Origin of the sequence: Amycolatopsis albispora, assembly GCF_003312875.1 — a bacterium.
Taxonomy (GTDB): Bacteria; Actinomycetota; Actinomycetes; order Mycobacteriales; family Pseudonocardiaceae; genus Amycolatopsis; species Amycolatopsis albispora.
Genome location: NZ_CP015163.1, coordinates 1,181,954 through 1,199,881, shown reverse-complemented (window position 1 = coordinate 1,199,881; position 17,928 = coordinate 1,181,954). Strand labels below are relative to the sequence as shown.

17 protein-coding genes and 1 pseudogene are annotated in these 17,928 nt (G+C 71.6%); 8 read left to right on the top strand and 10 right to left on the bottom strand.

The annotated features are described in order from the left end of the window. Window positions 1-53 precede the first annotated feature (53 nt). The 4 genes from A4R43_RS05800 to A4R43_RS05785 form a co-directional block, all read right to left on the bottom strand. Window positions 54-1,247: a glycoside hydrolase family 64 protein gene (locus A4R43_RS05800; RefSeq protein WP_113691357.1), complete on the bottom strand. Its 1,194-nt coding sequence runs from the start codon at window positions 1,245-1,247 to the stop codon at window positions 54-56. A 105-nt stretch (window positions 1,248-1,352) separates the two neighbouring features. Next, window positions 1,353-2,147, bottom strand: coding sequence for a carbon-nitrogen hydrolase family protein (locus A4R43_RS05795; RefSeq protein WP_113691356.1), 795 nt, complete (start codon window positions 2,145-2,147; stop codon window positions 1,353-1,355). Between the two features lie 3 nt (window positions 2,148-2,150). After that, entirely contained in the window at window positions 2,151-3,467 is a 1,317-nt protein-coding gene (locus A4R43_RS05790; RefSeq protein WP_113691355.1) for an MFS transporter, read from the bottom strand. Then, complete coding sequence (locus tag A4R43_RS05785) at window positions 3,464-4,222, bottom strand: HpcH/HpaI aldolase family protein (protein ID WP_113691354.1); 759 nt, start codon at window positions 4,220-4,222, stop codon at window positions 3,464-3,466. Before A4R43_RS05785 ends, A4R43_RS05790 begins: the two co-directional genes overlap by 4 nt. Before the next feature lie 104 nt (window positions 4,223-4,326). Here A4R43_RS05785 and A4R43_RS05780 point away from each other — a divergent pair, with 104 nt between their 5' ends. Further along, window positions 4,327-4,995 carry a GntR family transcriptional regulator gene (locus A4R43_RS05780; protein WP_113691353.1) on the top strand — a complete coding sequence of 223 codons (669 nt, stop codon included), beginning with the start codon at window positions 4,327-4,329 and terminating at the stop codon, window positions 4,993-4,995. Between the two features lie 91 nt (window positions 4,996-5,086). Next, the gene (locus tag A4R43_RS05775; protein ID WP_113691352.1) at window positions 5,087-5,596 is read left to right on the top strand and encodes a hypothetical protein; all 510 of its coding nucleotides are present in this window, start codon (window positions 5,087-5,089) and stop codon (window positions 5,594-5,596) included. Window positions 5,597-5,828: 232 nt separating this feature from the next. On the opposite strand, the gene A4R43_RS05770 is transcribed toward A4R43_RS05775, so the two are convergent. The 4 genes from A4R43_RS05770 to A4R43_RS44495 all read right to left on the bottom strand — a co-directional run bounded on the left by A4R43_RS05770 (window position 5,829) and on the right by A4R43_RS44495 (window position 9,910). Continuing rightward, the gene (locus tag A4R43_RS05770; RefSeq protein ID WP_113691351.1) at window positions 5,829-6,254 is read right to left on the bottom strand and encodes an SRPBCC domain-containing protein; all 426 of its coding nucleotides are present in this window, start codon (window positions 6,252-6,254) and stop codon (window positions 5,829-5,831) included. A 52-nt stretch (window positions 6,255-6,306) separates the two neighbouring features. After that, window positions 6,307-6,843, bottom strand: coding sequence for a hypothetical protein (locus A4R43_RS05765; protein WP_113691350.1), 537 nt, complete (start codon window positions 6,841-6,843; stop codon window positions 6,307-6,309). Window positions 6,844-6,976: 133 nt separating this feature from the next. Next, on the bottom strand, window positions 6,977-7,249 hold the full coding sequence (locus A4R43_RS05760) for a WhiB family transcriptional regulator (protein WP_113697370.1): 273 nt from the start codon (window positions 7,247-7,249) through the stop codon (window positions 6,977-6,979). A gap of 135 nt (window positions 7,250-7,384) precedes the next feature. Continuing rightward, on the bottom strand, window positions 7,385-9,910 hold the full coding sequence (locus A4R43_RS44495; RefSeq protein ID WP_162788334.1) for a LuxR C-terminal-related transcriptional regulator: 2,526 nt from the start codon (window positions 9,908-9,910) through the stop codon (window positions 7,385-7,387). A gap of 115 nt (window positions 9,911-10,025) precedes the next feature. Between A4R43_RS44495 and A4R43_RS05750 the strand changes: the two genes are divergently transcribed. The 4 genes and pseudogenes from A4R43_RS05750 (at window position 10,026) to A4R43_RS05740 (ending at window position 12,660) form a co-directional block, all read left to right on the top strand. Continuing rightward, window positions 10,026-10,691, top strand: a complete 666-nt coding sequence (locus A4R43_RS05750; protein ID WP_113691348.1) for a dioxygenase family protein — start codon at window positions 10,026-10,028, stop codon at window positions 10,689-10,691. Window positions 10,692-10,997: 306 nt separating this feature from the next. After that, window positions 10,998-11,351: pseudogene (locus tag A4R43_RS44730) on the top strand (ATP-binding cassette domain-containing protein); the annotation flags it as partial. Then, window positions 11,337-11,846 carry an AAA family ATPase gene (locus tag A4R43_RS44725; protein ID WP_418190836.1) on the top strand — a complete coding sequence of 170 codons (510 nt, stop codon included), beginning with the start codon at window positions 11,337-11,339 and terminating at the stop codon, window positions 11,844-11,846. The pseudogene A4R43_RS44730 and the gene A4R43_RS44725, both read left to right, overlap by 15 nt. Beyond that, the gene (locus A4R43_RS05740; protein WP_236808792.1) at window positions 11,833-12,660 is read left to right on the top strand and encodes an ABC transporter permease subunit; all 828 of its coding nucleotides are present in this window, start codon (window positions 11,833-11,835) and stop codon (window positions 12,658-12,660) included. Before A4R43_RS44725 ends, A4R43_RS05740 begins: the two co-directional genes overlap by 14 nt. Before the next feature lie 48 nt (window positions 12,661-12,708). Here A4R43_RS05740 and A4R43_RS05735 read toward each other — a convergent pair whose 3' ends face one another. Both A4R43_RS05735 and A4R43_RS05730 read right to left on the bottom strand, forming a co-directional pair. Then, window positions 12,709-14,082, bottom strand: a complete 1,374-nt coding sequence (locus A4R43_RS05735) for an MFS transporter (protein WP_113691347.1) — start codon at window positions 14,080-14,082, stop codon at window positions 12,709-12,711. 99 nt (window positions 14,083-14,181) lie between these two features. Next, complete coding sequence (locus tag A4R43_RS05730) at window positions 14,182-15,021, bottom strand: helix-turn-helix transcriptional regulator (RefSeq protein WP_113691346.1); 840 nt, start codon at window positions 15,019-15,021, stop codon at window positions 14,182-14,184. A gap of 174 nt (window positions 15,022-15,195) precedes the next feature. Between A4R43_RS05730 and A4R43_RS05725 the strand changes: the two genes are divergently transcribed. Together A4R43_RS05725 and A4R43_RS05720 are read left to right on the top strand one after the other, a co-directional pair. After that, entirely contained in the window at window positions 15,196-16,905 is a 1,710-nt protein-coding gene (locus A4R43_RS05725; protein WP_113697367.1) for an AMP-binding protein, read from the top strand. Window positions 16,906-16,991: 86 nt separating this feature from the next. Continuing rightward, window positions 16,992-17,921, top strand: coding sequence for an SMP-30/gluconolactonase/LRE family protein (locus tag A4R43_RS05720; RefSeq protein ID WP_113691345.1), 930 nt, complete (start codon window positions 16,992-16,994; stop codon window positions 17,919-17,921). Window positions 17,922-17,928 lie beyond the last annotated feature (7 nt).

The following is a 17,928-nucleotide window of genomic DNA, read 5'->3' as shown; positions in this document are numbered from 1 at the left end:
GCTTTCGAGACGTCTGGCGTCTCGAAAGCCACATTCGTGACATCGGCGTCGCGTCAGGTGTGCAGGGACTTCAGGGTGATGGTGAGGGTGTCCGGGTCACCGGCTCGTACCGCGCCGCTGAAGTCCGGGCCGCCGGTGGAGGTGACGTCGTCGTACGGGAAGGCGTAGCCCCGGTTGTCCGGCAGCAGCCCGTGCACGATGCGCGCGTAGTGGTTCGTCCGCTCCGTCCGGTAGAAGTTCTCCGGCTTCTCCCCGTTCGGCTGGTCGGCGTTGTCGCGCAGCGTGGTGCGGTTCAGCGAAGCCGCCAACCGGGGGATGATCGCCTTCCGCACGTCGCTGGCGCCGTCCAGGGCGAACGGGCCCGAGTCGCAGCTGAGGATGTCCGCGGTGCTCGGCTTGGCGAAGGTCTCGCCGTTGTCGAACTTCAGCACGTCGCCCTCGACCCGCGCGGTCACCTTGCCCCACGAGGCCTGCGTGTCCACGGTCAGCGGACCGCCGGCGTACTTGGCCCACACCTCGTCCACGTACCCGGCGAAGTAGTCGGAGAACTCCGCGGCCTGGTAGTGCGCGCTCATCGCCCGCAGGTTCCGGCCGTCACCGGCTTTCTGGATCAGCTTGCCCCACGGTGCGCCGTCCTTGGCCGCCTGTGCCTCCAGCGCCGAGCAGACCTCGTCCAGCGCACCGGCGGGCAGGCCGGGCACGCTGTCGGACGCCCCGGACAGCGTGGTCAGCCCGAGCGCCAGCGGCGCCGCCACGAAGTCCACGTAGCTGACGTTGACGAACAGCTCCGCCTCGTTGAAGGTGAACTCCGCGAACGACCAGTCCAGCGCGTAGTTCGGGTCGTCGGGATTGAGGAAGCTCGGGTGCACCACGTTCGGGCCCGGGTTGACGAAGAAGGTCATCTTCTCCCCCGTGACCACGTAGATCCGCGCGCCGTACATGCGTGGCACGCGGACCGACGTGGTGCTGCCGGGCCCGCCGAGCGGGATCGCGCAGTCCTCGCCCAGCGGCGAGTTCGGCGCGCCCGGCGACGGCGGGAAGTAGGTGGCCCCGCCCTCCTTGACAAAAACCGGCTTCCCGTCGGACAGCCCGGTGACGTAGGCGAACGCGGTCCCGGAGCCGGACTCGTTGCGGATGCTCAGGTTGAACGTCTCCGGTGTGGCGGCCGACGCCGGCGCGAACCGGCTCAGCGCGACACCGGCCAGCGCCGCGGCGGAACCGCCGATGAAGGCGCGGCGAGAGATCATGGCTTGACTCCTCGACAGTACGGGGACCGGACAGAAACTAACCAACAACTTGGTCCAGACCACCGAGGGAAGTCAAACGCATGATCGGAACTGATCGGGATCGGCTCAGGCGGTGATCTTGAACCGCCGCAGGCGCAGCGCCGGGTTCTTCGCCCGCACCTCGTCGAGCCGCTCCCTGGTCAGTTCGGCACCCGCGCTCGCGGTCCGCTCCCCCAGCGCGGTGAGCACCACGCCCATCGGGTCGGCGATCAGGCTGTTGCCCGAACCGGTCGGCGCGCACTGGCCAGCCGCGGCGACGTACACCGTGTTCTCGATGGCCCGCGCGCGGATGAGCGTGGTCCAGTGGTCCTCCTTGAGCGGGCCGGGCACCCACTCGGCCGGCAGCAGCACCACGTCGGCGCCCGCGTCCACCAGCCGTCGCGTCACCTCGGGGAACCGCAGGTCGTAGCAGGTCTGCAGGCCGAAGGTGAGGCCGTCGACGGTGAAGGTCTCGGGCACCTCGATCTCTCCGGCACGCACGAAGTCGGACTCGCGGAAGCCGAAGGCGTCGTAGAGGTGCAGCTTGCGGTAGAGCGCGGCGATCGAACCGTCCGCGCCCGCGGCGACCAGCGTGTTCGCGATGCGGCCGGTGCCGGGCAGCGTCTCGTTCACGCCCGCGACCAGGGTGACCCGGCGCTCGGCGGCCAGCGCGCGCAGTCCGGAGACCCACTCCCCCTCCAGCGGCTCGGCGGCTTCGACGAACCGCTCGTCCATCGCGGGCACGGTGAACATGGCGTACTCGGGCAGCACCACCACCCGGGCGCCCCGCGCGACCGCCTCGTCCACCAGCCGGGTGACCTCCGCCAGGTTCGCCCGCTTGTCCTCGCCGGGGGCGAACTGCGCGACGGCGACGTGCACCATGAATCAGCCTCTTTCCGCATCGGGGGCAGGCATCGGTTCGATCCGGCCCAGTACCAGGGTGTAACACAGGATTCCGGCCACCAGCACCACACCGGTGACCAGGAAGGCACCGGCGAAGGAGCCGGTCACGTCGACCACCGCGCCGGTGACGATGGGCGCGGCGATGCCGAGCAGGTTCGCCACGAAGTTGACGATGCCGCCGAGCGTGCCGGTGAAGCCCGCCGGTGCGATCAGGGCGACGATGCTGGCGCCCGCGGGCACCGAGACGGCGAGCCCGGCCGCGCCGATCGACAGGAACACCAGCGCGACGGCGACCGAATCGGCGTACGCGGCGCCCGCCACCGAGAGCGAGACCAGCATGCTCACCACGAGCACGATCCGCCGCACCTTCGTCTCGTCACCGCTGCGCGCGATCAGCCGGTCCATCACCACCCCGGCGATGAGGAACTGCGCGGCGACCGCCACCAGCCACGGGATCATCGTGTACACGCCGCCCGCCAGCAGCTTCACCCCGAACTGCTTTTCCAGGTAACCGGGCAGCCAGGTGAGCAGCACGTAGTAGGCGTAGGTGTAGGAGGCGTAACCGAGCGCGAGCCCCCAGGTCTTGCGGCGCCGCAGCAGGTAACCGAGCCCGCGCAGCGACGAACCGCTGTTGGTCGCGTCCTCGTCCTCGGCACCGTTTTCGCGCAGGTAGGCGTATTCGGCCTCGCTGAGCCTGCCGCGCGCGAGCGCCTGCTTCGGTGTCAGGTAGAGGAACCACCACACCAGCAGGTACGCGACGCTGAGCGCACCGGTGAACAGGAAGGCCGCGTGCCAGCTGAAGGTGGTGACCAGGAAGGCCATCACCGGGATGCCCAGCACGTTGGAAGCCTTGGCGCAGCCGTCGAAGATCGCTGTGGCGGTGCCGCGTTCCTGCCGGGGGAACCACTGGCCGATCGCCTTCCAGCCCGCCGGGATCGTCGGCGCCTCACCGACGCCGAGCACCAGCCGCGACGCGAGCAGCAGCCCGAGCCCGCCCGCCGCGGCCGAGGCGAACGACGCCACCGCCCACAGCGCGGCCGCGACCCGGTTCACCCAGCGCACGCCGATCCGGTCGACGATCGAGCCGATCGGCAGCTGCAGCATCGCGTAGGTCCACAGGAACGCCGAGGACAGCAGGCCCATCTGCGACGCGCTGATCTCGAAGTCCCGCATGATCTCGGGCGCGGCGATCGACAGGTTCACGCGGTCGATGTAGTTGACGAACATGCCCACGCCCAGCACGCCCGCGATGCCCCAGCGGGCGCGTCCGGTCTTCACCGCGGCCTTGGCGGTGGTCACGGCCGCACTTCCGCGTCGATGGCGGCCATCTGCTCGAAGGGCGCGGCGAACCCGGCGGCGAGCGCGCCGTGCTGCATGATCAGCGCGAGCTGGTCGGCGCCGTGGCGCGCGGCGAACTCCTTCTCGGCCTGGCTCCACGCGGGCAGCACCCACGGCTTGCCCGCCGCGGCCGCCGCTTCGGCGATCCGGGCCAGGTCGGCGAAGTCGCCGTCGGTGCGCGCGTAGGCCCCGCGCTCGCGCCGCAGCGAGAGGTCGGACGGGCCGACGAACACACCGTCCACTGTGTCCAGTGCGAGGATTTCGGCGATCTCCTCGATGGCACCGGCGTCCTCGATCATCGGCAGGCAGCGCGTGCGGGTGTCCTGCTCGCGCACCCACTCGTCGGTGAACCCGCCGTAGCCGGTGGTGCGGCCGCCGGCGAAGCTGCGGTCGCCCAGCGGCGGGAACTTCGCGAACGCGGTGACCGCCTTGGCGTGCGCGGCGTTCTCCACGTGCGGGACGACCACCGCGTCGGCGCCGAAGTCCAGTGCCTGCTGGATCGGGCCGCGTTCCGGGCCGAGCACCTTGGCCAGCACCTCCATGCCGAGCGCGCGGGCGAACGGGATGAACCGCTCGAGGTCGGCCAGGTCGAACGCGCCGTGCTCGATGTCCAGCACCACCGCGCCGTAGCCGATGCCGCGGGCGATCTCCGCGGCCGCGAAGCTCGGGTCGGACAGCCAGACGGCATAGCGCCGATCAGCGGTTTTGCGGCCCATGCGTACCTCCGGAAGGCTTCCACTGTGTCAAGTGGAGTCTGTGTATACATGACGGATACACGAGATGTCCAGGGTGTACGATCGCTCCCGACGAGGGGAGCTTCATGACCAGGACCGCACCGGACCCCGCCCCTGCGGCGGGCGGGCCCGCGCGCGACCGGGTGTACACCTGGCTGCGCGACGGGATCATCTCCGGCGAGATCGAGGCCGGGCGGTTCCTCGACGAGCACTGGGTCTCCGGTGTGGTCGGGGTGTCGCGCACCCCGGTCCGCGAGGCCTTCCACCGGCTGGCCGCCGAACGGTTCATCAGCCTGCTGCCGCGCAAGGGCGCACAGGTCAGGACGGTCACCGCGCGGGAACTGGAGGAGGTCTACCAGACCCGGCGGCTGATCGAAGGGCACGCGATCTCGGCGTTGTGCGCGAACCGGATCGGCGTGCCGGAACCGATGCCGGAGCTGCTGGAGGCGATGGAAAGCGCGGGCGAGGCGGGTGACTGGTTCGAGGTGTCCGGCCTGGACCGCACCTTCCACCGGGCGATGGTGAACGCCGCCGGGAACTCCGTGCTCACCGAGCTGTACGACACGCTGCGCTCGCGGCAGCAGCGGGTCGCCGTGCGGGCGCTGCAGGCCAGGCCGGACAGGCTGACCGTGATCAACGCCGAGCACCGCGCCCTGGTCGACGCGCTCGCCCGGCACGACGAGCCGGAGGCGGCGCGCATCCTCAACCAGCACCTGCGGCCGGTTTCGGAGGTGCTGTCGCTGCTGCCCGAGTGAGGCGGATCGGCGACACTCCCGGGGCGCCGGCGCGGGTCCGGGGGCGGGCGGTGGCACCATCGGGGCAGCACCCGAGAAGAGGGGACCGCCCATGACCCCGCTCGACGACGCCGTTGCGACCATCACCAGCTGGTGCGCCACCGAAGCCGCAGTGCGCGGCCAGGACCACGCCGCCGCCACCTACGCGGAGTCGGTGCCCGCCGCCGCCACCTACACCGCCGGCGGGCTCGGCGCCCCGCCCGGTGTGCTCGAACTGGACGAAGAGGACATCGCCCTGCTCGCCGAACTGGCCGACCAGGCCAGGGCGAGGCTCGACACCTGGCGCCGCACCGGCTGGCTCTCCCCCGCGGACCGCGAAAAACTGCTGTTCACCGCGCGCGCGGCGCTGGCAGGCGCTCCGCACGAGGACCCAGCGGCCAGGGAGGCGGCCACGGCGTCGCTCGAGGCGCTGGAGCAGTGGTGCGCCCAGGCCCCAGCCGAACCACCCGCCGAGCCGCCCGCCGCCGACGTCGCCGCGCCCGGGGAGGCGAAGGCCGCCTCCGGGAAGGCGGACGTGGAGGAGGCGCCGGTGCAGGGCGAACTCTTCGCCCTACCTGGTTGAGCCCGGCCGCCGCGCAGCTGTCGTAGCGCTTCGAGCAGTCGATCGGGGCTGGCCAAGTGTCACGAATGTGGCTTTCGAGACGCGAAACGTCTCGAAAGCCACATTCGTGACACTTGGCGGGGCGGATCGAAGCATTCCCCGGCTCTATCGGCGGCGTCGCCCGGACTGCCGCCAGCCGCGCAGAAAATGAGCTGAGGCGCATTTTCAGCCGATGTGCAAGCCGGTGAACAATTCACCGCGCACCATCCAGGAAGGCAGCCAGCAGCTCAAGCCCGGCCTCCCAGCCCGGCGCAACCGCGGAGCCGGTCGCCTCGTCGTCGACGATATTGGTGAACACCAGCGTGCAGGCGTCCTCACCGTCGGCCAGCAACTCGAAGCGCAGGGTCTCGCCATCCCAGGTGTATTCCAGCAGGCGAGGCCGGTCGGCGCGGACAACCGTGCCGACACCGGCCGCGCCCGCGGTCGGCACGAAGGCCAGCGAGGCACCCTCGGTGAACTCCAGCCGCGACCGGTCGTAGTCGAGGATCTGGACGAACCACGCCCGCAGCTGGTCCCGCTCGGTCAGCGCGCGCCACACCTTCTCCCGGGGGTGCGCGAACCGCCGCTCGAACCGCAGCGCGAACCGCCCGTCCTCGGTCAACCCCGCCTCACCCCGCATGGCGGCCTCCTATATTCCGTCACAGCAATATTGCTTAGGCAGAATACACAGGTCACCGGCGGCGGGCGAACCGGGTTCGCCCGCCCGGCTTGAAGGCGGTCAGCACTACGCAGGTCAGGTACATCGCCGACGACACGCACCCGGCCGAGAGCAGGCCGACGGCGAATTCGCCGGTGTCGGTCAGCTGACCGGCGGGCGTGGCGGAGACCGCCGCGGCCAGGTCACGCAGCCCCGGCACCGACGACAGCGGCGTGAGCACCACCGCGATCAGGGTGAGTGCGAACTTCACCACCACCCACCAGTGCCGGAACAGGCCCCACTTGGTGCCCAGCGACAACACCAGCCCGCTGGTGAAAGCGGCCAGGCTGACCGGGATGAGCAGGGTTTCGCCGACCATGGCCATGGCCAGCAGCGCGGCGTGCTGGCGCGCCGGGTCGGCGGTGGTCAGCCCGACCACGAGCAGCACCAGGTTGGCCGCGGTGATGCCGAGCCAGCCGACGGAGGACACAACGTGGACGGCGACCACGGACTTGCGTGCCCGCGGGGTGAGCCGGAAGCGCGGGGTCTGGGTAGCGATGGTGGTATGCATGGGAAAAGTCTGGGGAACGCGGGCTCTCTCGTCGTCCGCCCGCGTCCGGCTTCACCGCCTACGCCCCAGCCGGTACGCACCCCGCCGCCCTACGACGGGGTGCGTATCCGAGTCCACAGTGGACTCAATGGACTCAGGCGGCGCGGGGCACGGCGGCGGCGCGCTTGAGCGCCCGCCGTTCGTCTTCCGTCGCGCCGCCGAAGATGCCGTGGTCCAGCCCGTTGTCCAGGGCGTAGGACAGGCACTGCGCCCGCACCGGGCACCCGGCGCAGACGGTCTTGGCCCGCTCCGCCTGCCGGGCGCCGGGGCCCACGTCGGAGAGCGGGAAGAACAGTTCGGGATCGCTGTCGCCACAGGCGGCCAGCTCGGTCCAGTTGTCGTAGTGCGCGAAATTCGTCAAGTCCATGGTGTAGCCGCCCCCTTCCAGGCGGTCGTGGTACTCGGGTGTGCCCGTGATTCTGCGGGACGACGGCAGCACGGCGCGCGCCATTTTCGGCGGTCGTGCTGGGGAACACCGCGTCCAACAGCGGCGGGCGCCCGGTTATTCCCCGGCCAGCAGGCGGCGGTCGCGCACCCGGCGCTTGCGCATCGCGCTGGCCACGTGCGCCTCGACGGTGCGGATCGACAGGAACAGGGATTCGGCGATCTGGCGGTTGGTCAGTCCGCGGCCCGCGAGTTCGGCGACCGATTTCTCCCGTGGCGACAACGCCTGCCCGTAACCACGTCTCCCCCGCCGGTGCGGAATGCGATAACCGTTGCGCCGCAAGGTTTCCGCGCAGCGTGCGGCATCCCAGGACGCACCGAGCGCGGTGTAGCCCGCGGCCGTGCGCGCCAGTGGTTTCTCGTCGCCGGAACGCAGGCGCAGTTCCGCGAAAACCTCGGCCGCGCGCAGGGCGGAATAGGGGCGGCCGAGACGCCGGTAACCCTCCACCGCGGCGGTGAATTCGGTCTCGTCCCCGTGCACCATTCCCGCGGTCAGGTGCGCACCGGCGGCCGCGAGCGGGGCGTCCAGACCGGCCAAACCGGCGCGGATTTCGTCGAGCAAGCCCTCGGCATCGTCGCAATCGCGGACGACCAGCGGCACCAGGTCCGCCGCCCACACCCACAGCTCCTGCTTGCGAACCGCCACCACCAGCTCGGTCAGCGGCTGCGGCCCGATCCTGGCCAGCGCGGTCCGCGCGGCCAGCAGCATCGGCATGGACAGGTCGGCGGCGGCGATTTCGGCCACCGCGCACAGTTCGTGACGCGCGGTCACCAGGTCACCGCGCGCCAGCGCCAGTTCCCCCAGCACCAGCCGCGCCTCGGCGTCCACTTCGGGCAGCCGCCAGGCGTCGGCGCGGACCACCTCGGCGCGTTCGGCCAGGCCCGCCCAGTCCCCCGCGGCGAAATCGGCACGCAGCCGGGTGCCCGCCATCACCGCGTCCAGGTACTCGTCCTCGTCCGCCAGCGCCCGCGCGCGGGTGAGCATGCGCCGCGCGTCCTCGGGATGACCGAGCCAGGCGGCCGCGTCGGCGAAGTTGACCGCGGCCCGGCACAACTGCGCGGGCACGCCCGGCTCGGCGAGCACCCGCTCCGCGGCCGCGCGCCCGCCGGGATCGCAGGCGAACACCAGCACGGTCGCGTGGTTGACGCGGACCGCTGTGCGGACCTCCGGATCGGCCACGTCGTCGAGCAGCGCGAGCGCCCGCGCGGCCCATTTCCGCCGTTCCGCCACGGCTTCCGTGCCGTCCCCGGCCACCGCCAGCGCCGCCATCGCCCGCGCGGCCAGTTCCGGACGGGGCGCCAGCTCATCGGCCGCCACGGTCAGCTGGTGACGGCCCTCGGCCCGGTCACCGCCCTGCTGGCACAGCAGCATGGCCAGCGCGAACCGGATTTCCCCGCGTTCGACCGGCGCGAAGTCCTCGGTGAGCGACGCCCGCAGCACCTTGATCGCCACGTCGTGGCTGCTGCCGTGGGCAGCCACCTTGCCGAGCAGCGTCGCCAGCCGCAGCCGATCGGCCCTGGTCAGCCCGGGCGCGGCGAGCGCACCGGCCAGCAGGCCGACCACCGCGTCGCCCTCGCCGGTGCGGTGGGCCTGCTCCCCCGCCGCCACCGCGTACCGCACCCAGTCCCGCACCCGCCCGGCCTCCCGGCTGTGGTGCGCCAGGCGCAACGCGGGCACCGGATCGGCTTTGGCGAGCGCGTCGGCGGCGGCCCGGTGCGCGGCCCGGCGTTCGGCGACGCCGAGCAGGTCTTCGATGGCGCGGGATGCCAGCGCGTGCCGCGTGGAGAACCGGCCGGGGCCGGTCGTCACCAGCAAACCGGCTTCGAGCGCCTCGTCCACCGCTTCCGGCGTGCCGAGCAGCGCTTCTTCCACCGGCACGGCAAAAACGGCCGCGGCCACCACCGCCGCGCGCGCCGGCGCGGACACCCGGTCCAGGCGCTGCGCGAACGACCCGCGCAACGCCACCGAAGGCTGGAGGTCGCCGAACAACGCGGTCGAGTCGGGCAGTGCGCGCACCACTTCCTCGATGACGAACGGCACCCCGGCGGTCAGCGCGTGCAGCCGGTCGGCGAACGCCGCCGAAACCGCGCGCACGCCGAGGTGCGCGGCGGCGAGTTCCGCGCCTTCGGCCTTGGTCAGCGGCGACAGGGTGATCTCCACCGCGGCCGGGGCGCCGGCGGCCAGGTCGATCGGCCGGGTTTCCTCGGGCCGGTAGGTGAGCACCACGCGCAGGCCGTCCGGCAGCCGGGGGCACAGGTACCGCAGGAAGTCCCAGGTGGCGTTGTCGGCCCAGTGCAGGTCTTCGATGACCAGCGTCGCGGGACCGGCGTCGGCGAGCAGCGTCCGCAACCCCGCGAAACCACCGGCGACACCGAGCGCCTCGACCACCGGGCCGAGCGGAAGCGGTTCACGCAACGGCGAACAGCGGCCGACGAACCGCCGTCCGGCGTGGCGCATCCCGGACACCAGCCGGGTTTTGCCGATGCCGGCCTCCCCGCCGATGAGGATCAGCGCGGGCGCGGACACCGCGTCGAGCGCGGCCCGCGCCCGCGCGCGGCCCACCATCGCGATCTGCTCGGTCACCTTCGGCTCCTTCGCGGAAGAGAGCACATTTAAGTCCGTATGCCTACGCATTGCAACGGTTCCGTTCCGTGCTGCATGGTCTAAACCACTCGCGAACCCACAAGGAGACCCCGCGATGACCGACGACCCGAACCTGCCCCACGGGAACGAGCCCGACGAGAACGGGATTTCCCGCAAGCGCGCGCTGCAGCTCGGCCTGCTCGCCGTCCCGGCGGCCGCCGCGCTCGGCGCCGCCGCCGTGCCTACCGCGCAGTCCAAAGCCGAAGCGGTGCCCCAGAACCTGGAGCCGACGCCGCAGTGCGACGACGGTGACGACCCCACCATCCCGCAGATGGAAGGGCCCTACTTCAAGCCGAACTCACCGCAGCGCACCTCGCTGGTCACCCCGCAGACCCCGGGCATCCGGCTGCTGGTCACCGGGTACGTGTTCAACCGGTCGTGCGTTCCGGTGGCACAGGCACTGCTGGACTTCTGGCAGGCCAACAGCCAGGGCGGCTACGACAACATCGGCTACAACTTCCGCGGGCACCAGTTCACCGGCCCCGACGGCAAGTTCACCCTGTCCACCATCGTGCCGGGGCTCTACCCGGGCCGCACCCGCCACCTGCACGTGAAGGTGCAGGCCCCGAACCGGCCGATCCTGACCACGCAGCTGTACTTCCCGAACGAGCCGCGCAACAACACCGACCCGATCTTCGACCCGCGGTTGCTGATGACCGTACGGAACACCCCGTCAGGCGGCCGGGAGGCGACCTTCGACTTCGTGCTGAACTTCGGCTGAGGTCCGGTACGGGCTCGAGGTCCCCGCCGGTCAGGTGCGGCGGAACTCCCGATCGGCGGTGGCCCCGGAGCGGTCGTGGCAGAGGACGGCCCCTTCGTGCCGAACCGGAGTCTGCCCCGCACCGCGGGGGAAGGCCGGGGCCAATGGCGGCCCCGGCCTTCTTTCCTTCGCACGGCACTACGTTCCCGGGCGTAGCGCCGAGTGCCGCCCGGCGCCGGACGCGGTGACCGGGCCGCGGCGCGCACGCTCTGCGGCATGAACCTCCCGGTGGAAATCCGCGAACTCTCCAAGCGCTACGGCGACGTCCTCGCCGTGGACCGGCTGAGCCTGACCGTGCGGCCAGGCGAGGTCTACGGTTTCCTCGGCCCGAACGGGGCCGGGAAGACCACCACGCTGCGCATACTGCTCGGCCTGCTGCGGCCGACTTCGGGGCAGGTCCGGCTGTTCGGCAAGCCACCCGGCGACCTGTCGGGCGTGGGCGCGCTCATCGAATCCCCTGCCTTCTACCCGTACCTGTCCGGCCGCGAGAACCTGCGGGTGCTCGCGCGCTACACCGGCGCCGGGACCGAGCGCGTCGACGCCGTGCTGGACACCGTCGACCTGCTGGCCCGCGGCGGCGACCGGTACTCGTCGTACTCGCTGGGCATGAAGCAGCGCCTCGGCGTGGCCGCCGCGCTGCTCAAGGACCCGCGCCTGCTGGTGCTCGACGAGCCGACGAACGGGCTCGACCCGGCGGGCATGGCCGACATGCGCGTGCTGATCCGCGAACTCGGGGCGAGCGGCCGGACCGTGCTGCTGTCGAGTCACCTGCTCGGCGAGGTCCAGCAGATCTGCGACCGCGTCGGCGTGGTTTCGCGCGGGCGGCTGGTCGCCGAGAACACCGTCGCCGAACTGCGCGGGACGTCCGTGCTGCGCGTGGTGGCCGATCCCCTGCCCCGGGCCGCGGAAGTGGCGGCGAACCTGCTCGGCCAGGCGCGGGTCGAGGTCCGCGACGGCGCGCTCGAACTCGGTGTCGAACCGGAAAAGGCGGCCTGGCTCAACGGCGAACTGGTCGCCGCCGGACTGGCCGTCAGCGAGCTGCGGGTCGCCGAACGCGACCTGGAACAGGTTTTCTTCGAACTCACCGAAGGTGGTGCCGATCGTGTGGTGGCGTAGTGCGAGCGCGGAACTGAGCAAGCTGGTGCGGCGCCCGGCGAACTGGCTGATGCTGGCCGTGGGCACCGCGCTGGGCCTGACCTTCACCTACCTGCTCCCCCTGGCGGGCGCCGCCGGTGCGTCCAGCGGGGCGCCGAACAGCGATCGCGGGATCGCCGCGACGCTGCCCGGGCAGCTGGTCGGCAACTCGATCGGCGGCCTGCCGGTGTTCCTCGGCGCCATCGCGGTGGTCGTCGGCGTGCTCGCGGTGGGCGGTGAATACGGTTGGGGCACCTGGAAAACCGTGCTGACGCAGGGCCCGTCGCGGCTGGTGGTGTACGCCGGGAAGCTGTTCGCGCTGGCCGTCGCGATGCTGGCGCTGGTGCTGGCCATCTTCGCCACCGGCGCGCTGACCAGCGCGGTGATCGCGCTGGCGGAAGGCGCGCCGATGGACTGGCCCGGCGTGGGCAGCCTGCTCACCGGGATCGGCGCCGGCTGGCTGATCGCGACCACCTGGGCGGCGTTCGGCGCGTTGCTGGCCATCGCGATGCGCGGGGTGGCGTTGCCGATGGGGCTGGGCCTGGTGTGGCTGCTGGTGGTGCAGAACCTGCTGATCGGCGTGGCCGCGCCGCTGGTGAGCTGGGTGAACGACCTGCAGCTCGGCCTGCCCGGTTCGAACGCGGGCTCGCTGGTGGCTTCGCTGGGTGCTTCGGCGCAGTCGCCGGGGGTCGCGGAGCTGACCGGCCCGGTGCAGGCCGCGCTGGTCGTCGGCGCCTACCTGGTGGCGTTCACCGGGCTGGGCGGCTGGCTCCTGCACCGCCGGGACGTCATCTGAAGCGCACCGAGGCGGAGCGGAGGTGAACCCCTCCGCTCCGCCTCGCGTTCACGCGGTGGTGGGTTCCGCCTCGCGCGGCAGTTCGTGCTCCAGCGCGCGGTTGCGCGTCTCGGCCAGCGCGGAGACGCAGACCAGGGACAGCACCCCGATCAGCGACAGCATCACGCCGATGGCGATGCTGCCGAACGACGCCGCCAGCCCCGGTGCGACCAGCGGCGGAATGGCACCGCCGAGCACCCCGGCGAGGTTGTAGCCGAGCCCGGCGCCGGTGTAGCGGTGCCGCGCGGTGAACAGCTCGGGCAGGTACGAACCGGCCGGGCCGTAGGAGATCGCGAAGATCACCAGGGTGACCGACAGCCCGACCGCGAACGCGGCGGCGCTGCCGGTGTCGAGCAGCGGGAACAACGCCAGCGCCCAGACGATGCCCGCCACGCACGAGGTCCGGATGACGTTGCGCCGCCCGAACCGGTCCGACAGCATGCCGGAGATCACCGTCGCGATCCCGAACAACACCGCCGCCCCGATGCCGATGCCGAGCACCACCGGGCGCGACAGCGCCGCGCCCTTCGGGTTGGTGCCGTAGCTGGTCAGGTACGCGGTGCCCATGTAGAAGAAGGCGAACAGCATGGCCAGCGCCCCGGCGGACAGCAGCACCTGGCGCGGCTGGGCGCGCATCGCCTCCAGGAACGGCAGGCGCCCGCGGTCCTCGAGCGACCGCGCCTCCGTGCGCGCCCTGGCCTGCGCCTCGCGGAAGGCGGGGGTCTCCTCGATGCTCATCCGGACGTAGAGGCCGACCAGGACCAGCACGATCGAGAACAGGAACGGGATGCGCCAGCCGTAGCTCAGGAAGGCCTCGTCGGTGTCGCCCATGATCAGCCCGGTGGCCAGGAAGGTGCCGCTGGACAACGCGAACGCGATCGCCGGGCCCAGCTGCGGGAACACGCCGTAGAGCCCGCGTTTGTGCTTCGGTGCGTACTCGGCGGTGAGCAGCGTCGCGCCCGCCCATTCGCCGCCGACCGCGAAACCCTGCGCGAACCGCAGCACGACCAGCAGGATCGGCGCGGCGACACCGATCGTGCCCGCCTCGGGCAGCAGCCCGATCAGCACGGTGGCGATGCCCATCAGCAGCAGGGTCGAGATCAGCGTGCGCTTGCGGCCGATCCGGTCGCCGAAGTGGCCGAACACGATCGCGCCCACCGGCCGGGCGACGAAGGCCACCGCGAAGGTCGCGAACGAGGCCACCGTGCCCGCGGTGGAGCCCAGTGCCGGGAAGAAGACCTTGGGGAAGACCAGGGCCGCGGCGGTGCCGTAGATGAAGAAGTCGTAGAACTCGATCGTGGTGCCGGCGCAGCTGGCGGCCGCGACCCGCCACAGCGGGACCGGCGGGGCCGCCGCCGCGGCACTGCCTTGCGAACTGGACATCGAAGCTCCTCGTTGAGCTCGAACCGAAGTGAACGAGCGGAGGTTCGCAAGACCGGGCCGCGGCCCGATACCCACGCGCGGGGGTATCGGGCAAATGCCCTAAATGAGTCCCTGCTGCCGGGCGGCGTGCACCGCGGCGGTGCGGTTGTGCACGTTGAGCCGGTGCATGGCGCTGCGCAGATAGGCCCGCACGGTTTCGGTGCGCAGGCTCATCGCGTCGGCGATCTCGCTGTTGCGCAGGCCGACGGCGACGTGCTTGAGCGCCTCGATCTCGCGGGGGGCGAGGTGCACGCGCTCGCCGGCCACCGGTGCGGGCGGCGGCTCCGCGTCGGCACCGCCCAGGTCCCGTGCGATGCCGAGCAGGGCTTCGCGGACCGACTCGTCGGCCACGGTCAGCGCGACCTCGCGCAGCCTGGCGACCGCGTCCTGGGTGCGGGACGGCACCGGTTCGGGCTCGGGCTCCGGCGGTTTCAGCAGGGTGGCGAGTTCGCGTTCGAGGCTCGCTCCGAAGGTGGTGGCCCGTTCGAGCACGACGTCACCGATCGCCTGCTGGCCGCGAAGCGCCCCGTAGATCACCCCGCGGACCGAGCCCGCCACCCTGACCGGCAGCGCGAAGACCGAGCTGATCCGCTCCTCCTGCACGACGATGGCGTCGAAGTCGTGGGTGATGGTCCGCGTGGAGGCGTAGTCGCGGACCGTGCGCAGCGCGCCAGTCTGGATCACCGAGCCGCCCAGGCCGCGCCCGGCTTCGACCCGCAGGTCCCGCAGCGAGTCCCCGACCGTGCCGCGGAGGTGGCCGATGCGCAGCTGCGGCGCCGCCTGCTCGGTCACCGTGGCGCCACCGAACACCACCGGGAGCCCGGTCAGCTGCTGCAGCTGCTTCAGGCGCAGGCCGAGGACGCGGTCGATCGTCGTGGTGTCGCTCCAGTCGACAGGCATCGGGCCTCCTTGCCGGGCACGTCCGCGCCGAAAGGTGCAGGGTGCGGTGCCGGAAGCAATACGTCAAGGGTGGCACCGGCCACTACCCCCGCGCGGGGGTGGTGAGCGGTCCTCGGCGCGGGTCAGGCTCTACCCACCTCGATCGGCGTACCTGAGGAGACAATGATGTCGTCGATGTCGTCCAGCACCACGGCGGCCTACCGCGCGGCCCGCGATGTCCTGCAGGACCTGGCCGGTGACTACGAGAAGGCGGTCACGGCCTTCGAATGGCCGGATTTCGGCGACCGGTTCAACTGGGCGATCGACTGGTTCGACGCGGTGGCCAGGGGCGTGGACCGCACCGCGCTGTGGATCGTCGAGGAGGACGGCTCCGAGGCGAAGTACTCGTTCGACCAGCTCGCGCGCCGGTCCGACCAGGTCGCCGCGCACCTCGCCGCGCACGGGGTGGCGCGGGGCGACCGCGTGCTGCTGATGCTGGACAACCAGGTCGAGCTGTGGGAGTCCATGCTCGCGGTGATGAAGCTGGGCGGGGTCATCCTCCCGGCGACCACCGCGCTCGGACCCGCCGAGCTGACCGACCGCGTCGAGCGCGCCGGCGTGGCGCACGTGCTGGTCAACGCGGCGCAGACGGCGAAGTTCGACCAGGTCCCCGGCTCGTACCGGCGGATCGCCGTCGGCGACGCCCCGGCGGGCTGGGTCGCCTACCGGGACGCCTACGAGCTGTCCGTGCCGCCCGCCGAGCACCCGGGCACCGCGCCCGGCGACCCGCAGCTGCTCTACTTCACCTCCGGCACCACCAGCAAGCCGAAGCTCGTCGAGCACACGCAGGTGTCCTACCCGGTCGGGCACCTGGCGACGTCGTTCTGGGTCGCGGCCAAGCCCGGCGACGTGCACCTGAACATCTCCAGCCCCGGCTGGGCCAAGCACGCCTGGTCGTGCTTCTTCGCGCCCTGGATCGCCGAGGCGACGATCTTCGTCTACAACTACACGCGCTTCGACGCGGCGAAACTGCTGGAGCAGCTGCGCCGCGCCGGGGTGAACACCTTCTGCGCGCCGCCGACGGTGTGGCGCATGCTGATCAAGGCCGACCTCTCCGGCGGGCCGGGCGCGCTGCGTGAACTGCTGTCCGCGGGCGAGCCGCTGAACCCCGAGGTGATGGACCAGGTCGCCAGGGCGTGGGGGCTGACCATCCGCGACGGTTACGGGCAGACCGAGCTGCCGCTGGCCGTCGGCAACGTGCCGGGCATGCCGGTCAAGCCCGGGTCGATGGGGCTGCCGCTGCCGGGCGTGCCGATCGTGCTGGTCGACCCGCTCACCGGCGAACCGGCGGACGAGGGCGAGATCTGCGTCGACCTGTCGCGGCGGCCGATGTCGCTGATGACCGGCTACCGCGGCGACCCGGAACGCAACGCCGAAGCCATGGCGGGCGGCTATTACCACACCGGGGACGTCGCCTCCCGTGACGCCGACGGCTACATCTTCTACATCGGGCGCACCGACGACGTGTTCAAGGCGTCGGACTACAAGATCTCGCCGTTCGAACTGGAAAGCGTGCTCATCGAGCACCCGGCCGTGGCGGAAGCCGCCGTGGTCCCGGCCCCCGACGAACTCCGGCTCGCGGTGCCCAAGGCCTACGTCGCGCTCGCCGCCGGGTACGAGCCCACCGCCGAGACGGCCTTCGCCATTCTCCAGCACGCGCGGGAGAACCTCGCGCCGTACCAGCGGATCCGCCGCATCGAGTTCTTCGAGCTGCCGAAGACGATCTCCGGCAAGATCCGCCGGGTCGACCTGCGCGGCCGCGAGGAGCGGGCGGCGGCGGGACAGGCCGAGGTCACCGAATACCGCGACGACCAGTTCCCCCAGCTGAAGGCACCCAAGGCCTAGGCGGTTCATCCGGTTGATCCATTTCGCCGCACTCGCGGAAGCGAAAGACTCTCCTTGCCTGTCCCCACCCCGACAAGGAGAGCAGCATGTCCCGCACCCTCGGCGCGCTCGCCGCGGTGGTCCTCGGCGTTTCGCTGGTGACCACCGTGCCCGCCGTCGCCGCGCCTGCCCAGCCGTTCCCCGCCGAATTCCCGCTGCCCGACGGATTCCTGCCCGAGGGCATCGCGATCGGGCACGCCCCCACCGCCTACTTCGGCTCCCGCGCCGACGGTGACCTGTTCCGCGTCGACCTCCGCACCGGCAAGGGCGAGGTGTTCAGCCAGGGCCCCGGCACCCCGTCGGTCGGGCTGAAGGCCGACCACCGCAGCCGCCTGTTCGTCTCCGGCGGCGTCGGCGGTGACGCGCGTGTGGTGGACGCGAAGACCGGGAAGGTGCTCAAGACCTACCAGCTCGCCGCCGACACCGACACCTTCGTCAACGACGTCGTGCTCACCAGCGAGGCGGCGTACTTCACCGACTCCCGCAAGGCCGTGCTGTACCGCGTCGCCATCGGGAAGCACGGCAAGCTGGCCGACACGCACACCACCCTCCCGCTCACCGGCGACTTCGTGGTCACCCCCGGGGCGATCAACGCCAACGGCATCGCCGAAACCCCCGACCGCCGCTCGCTGCTGGTCGTGCAGAGCAACACCGCGCAGCTGCACCTGGTGGACAAGAAGACCGGTGTGACGAAGCTGGTCGACCTCGGCGGCGAGACCCTGGTCAACGGCGACGGCCTCCTGCTCCGGGGACGCACGCTGTACGTGGTGCAGAACCGGTCGAACGCGGTCGCCGTGTTCACCGTCACCGAAGACGGCAGCCACGCGAAACTGCGCGAGCGGATCACCGACCCGCGCTTCGACGTCCCCACCACGATCGCCGCCTACGGCAACCGCCTCTACCTGCCCAACGCCCGCTTCACCACCCCGCCGACGCCGACCACGCCCTACAACGCGGTCGCCATCCCGAAGCCCTGACCCAGCG

Bases quoted from the DNA above. Each gene is read 5' to 3' on its own strand.
- A4R43_RS05800 (WP_113691357.1), bottom strand. From the start codon at position 1,247: ATGATCTCTCGCCGCGCCTTCATCGGCGGTTCCGCCGCGGCGCTGGCC.
- A4R43_RS05795 (WP_113691356.1), bottom strand. From the start codon at position 2,147: ATGGTGCACGTCGCCGTCGCGCAGTTCGCCCCCGGCGAGGACAAGCGG.
- A4R43_RS05785 (WP_113691354.1), bottom strand. From the start codon at position 4,222: ATGGGCCGCAAAACCGCTGATCGGCGCTATGCCGTCTGGCTGTCCGAC.
- A4R43_RS05780 (WP_113691353.1), top strand. From the start codon at position 4,327: ATGACCAGGACCGCACCGGACCCCGCCCCTGCGGCGGGCGGGCCCGCG.
- A4R43_RS05775 (WP_113691352.1), top strand. From the start codon at position 5,087: ATGACCCCGCTCGACGACGCCGTTGCGACCATCACCAGCTGGTGCGCC.
- A4R43_RS05770 (WP_113691351.1), bottom strand. From the start codon at position 6,254: ATGCGGGGTGAGGCGGGGTTGACCGAGGACGGGCGGTTCGCGCTGCGG.
- A4R43_RS05765 (WP_113691350.1), bottom strand. From the start codon at position 6,843: ATGCATACCACCATCGCTACCCAGACCCCGCGCTTCCGGCTCACCCCG.
- A4R43_RS05760 (WP_113697370.1), bottom strand. From the start codon at position 7,249: ATGGACTTGACGAATTTCGCGCACTACGACAACTGGACCGAGCTGGCC.
- A4R43_RS05750 (WP_113691348.1), top strand. From the start codon at position 10,026: ATGACCGACGACCCGAACCTGCCCCACGGGAACGAGCCCGACGAGAAC.
- A4R43_RS44725 (WP_418190836.1), top strand. From the start codon at position 11,337: ATGAAGCAGCGCCTCGGCGTGGCCGCCGCGCTGCTCAAGGACCCGCGC.
- A4R43_RS05735 (WP_113691347.1), bottom strand. From the start codon at position 14,082: ATGTCCAGTTCGCAAGGCAGTGCCGCGGCGGCGGCCCCGCCGGTCCCG.
- A4R43_RS05730 (WP_113691346.1), bottom strand. From the start codon at position 15,021: ATGCCTGTCGACTGGAGCGACACCACGACGATCGACCGCGTCCTCGGC.
- A4R43_RS05725 (WP_113697367.1), top strand. From the start codon at position 15,196: ATGTCGTCCAGCACCACGGCGGCCTACCGCGCGGCCCGCGATGTCCTG.
- A4R43_RS05720 (WP_113691345.1), top strand. From the start codon at position 16,992: ATGTCCCGCACCCTCGGCGCGCTCGCCGCGGTGGTCCTCGGCGTTTCG.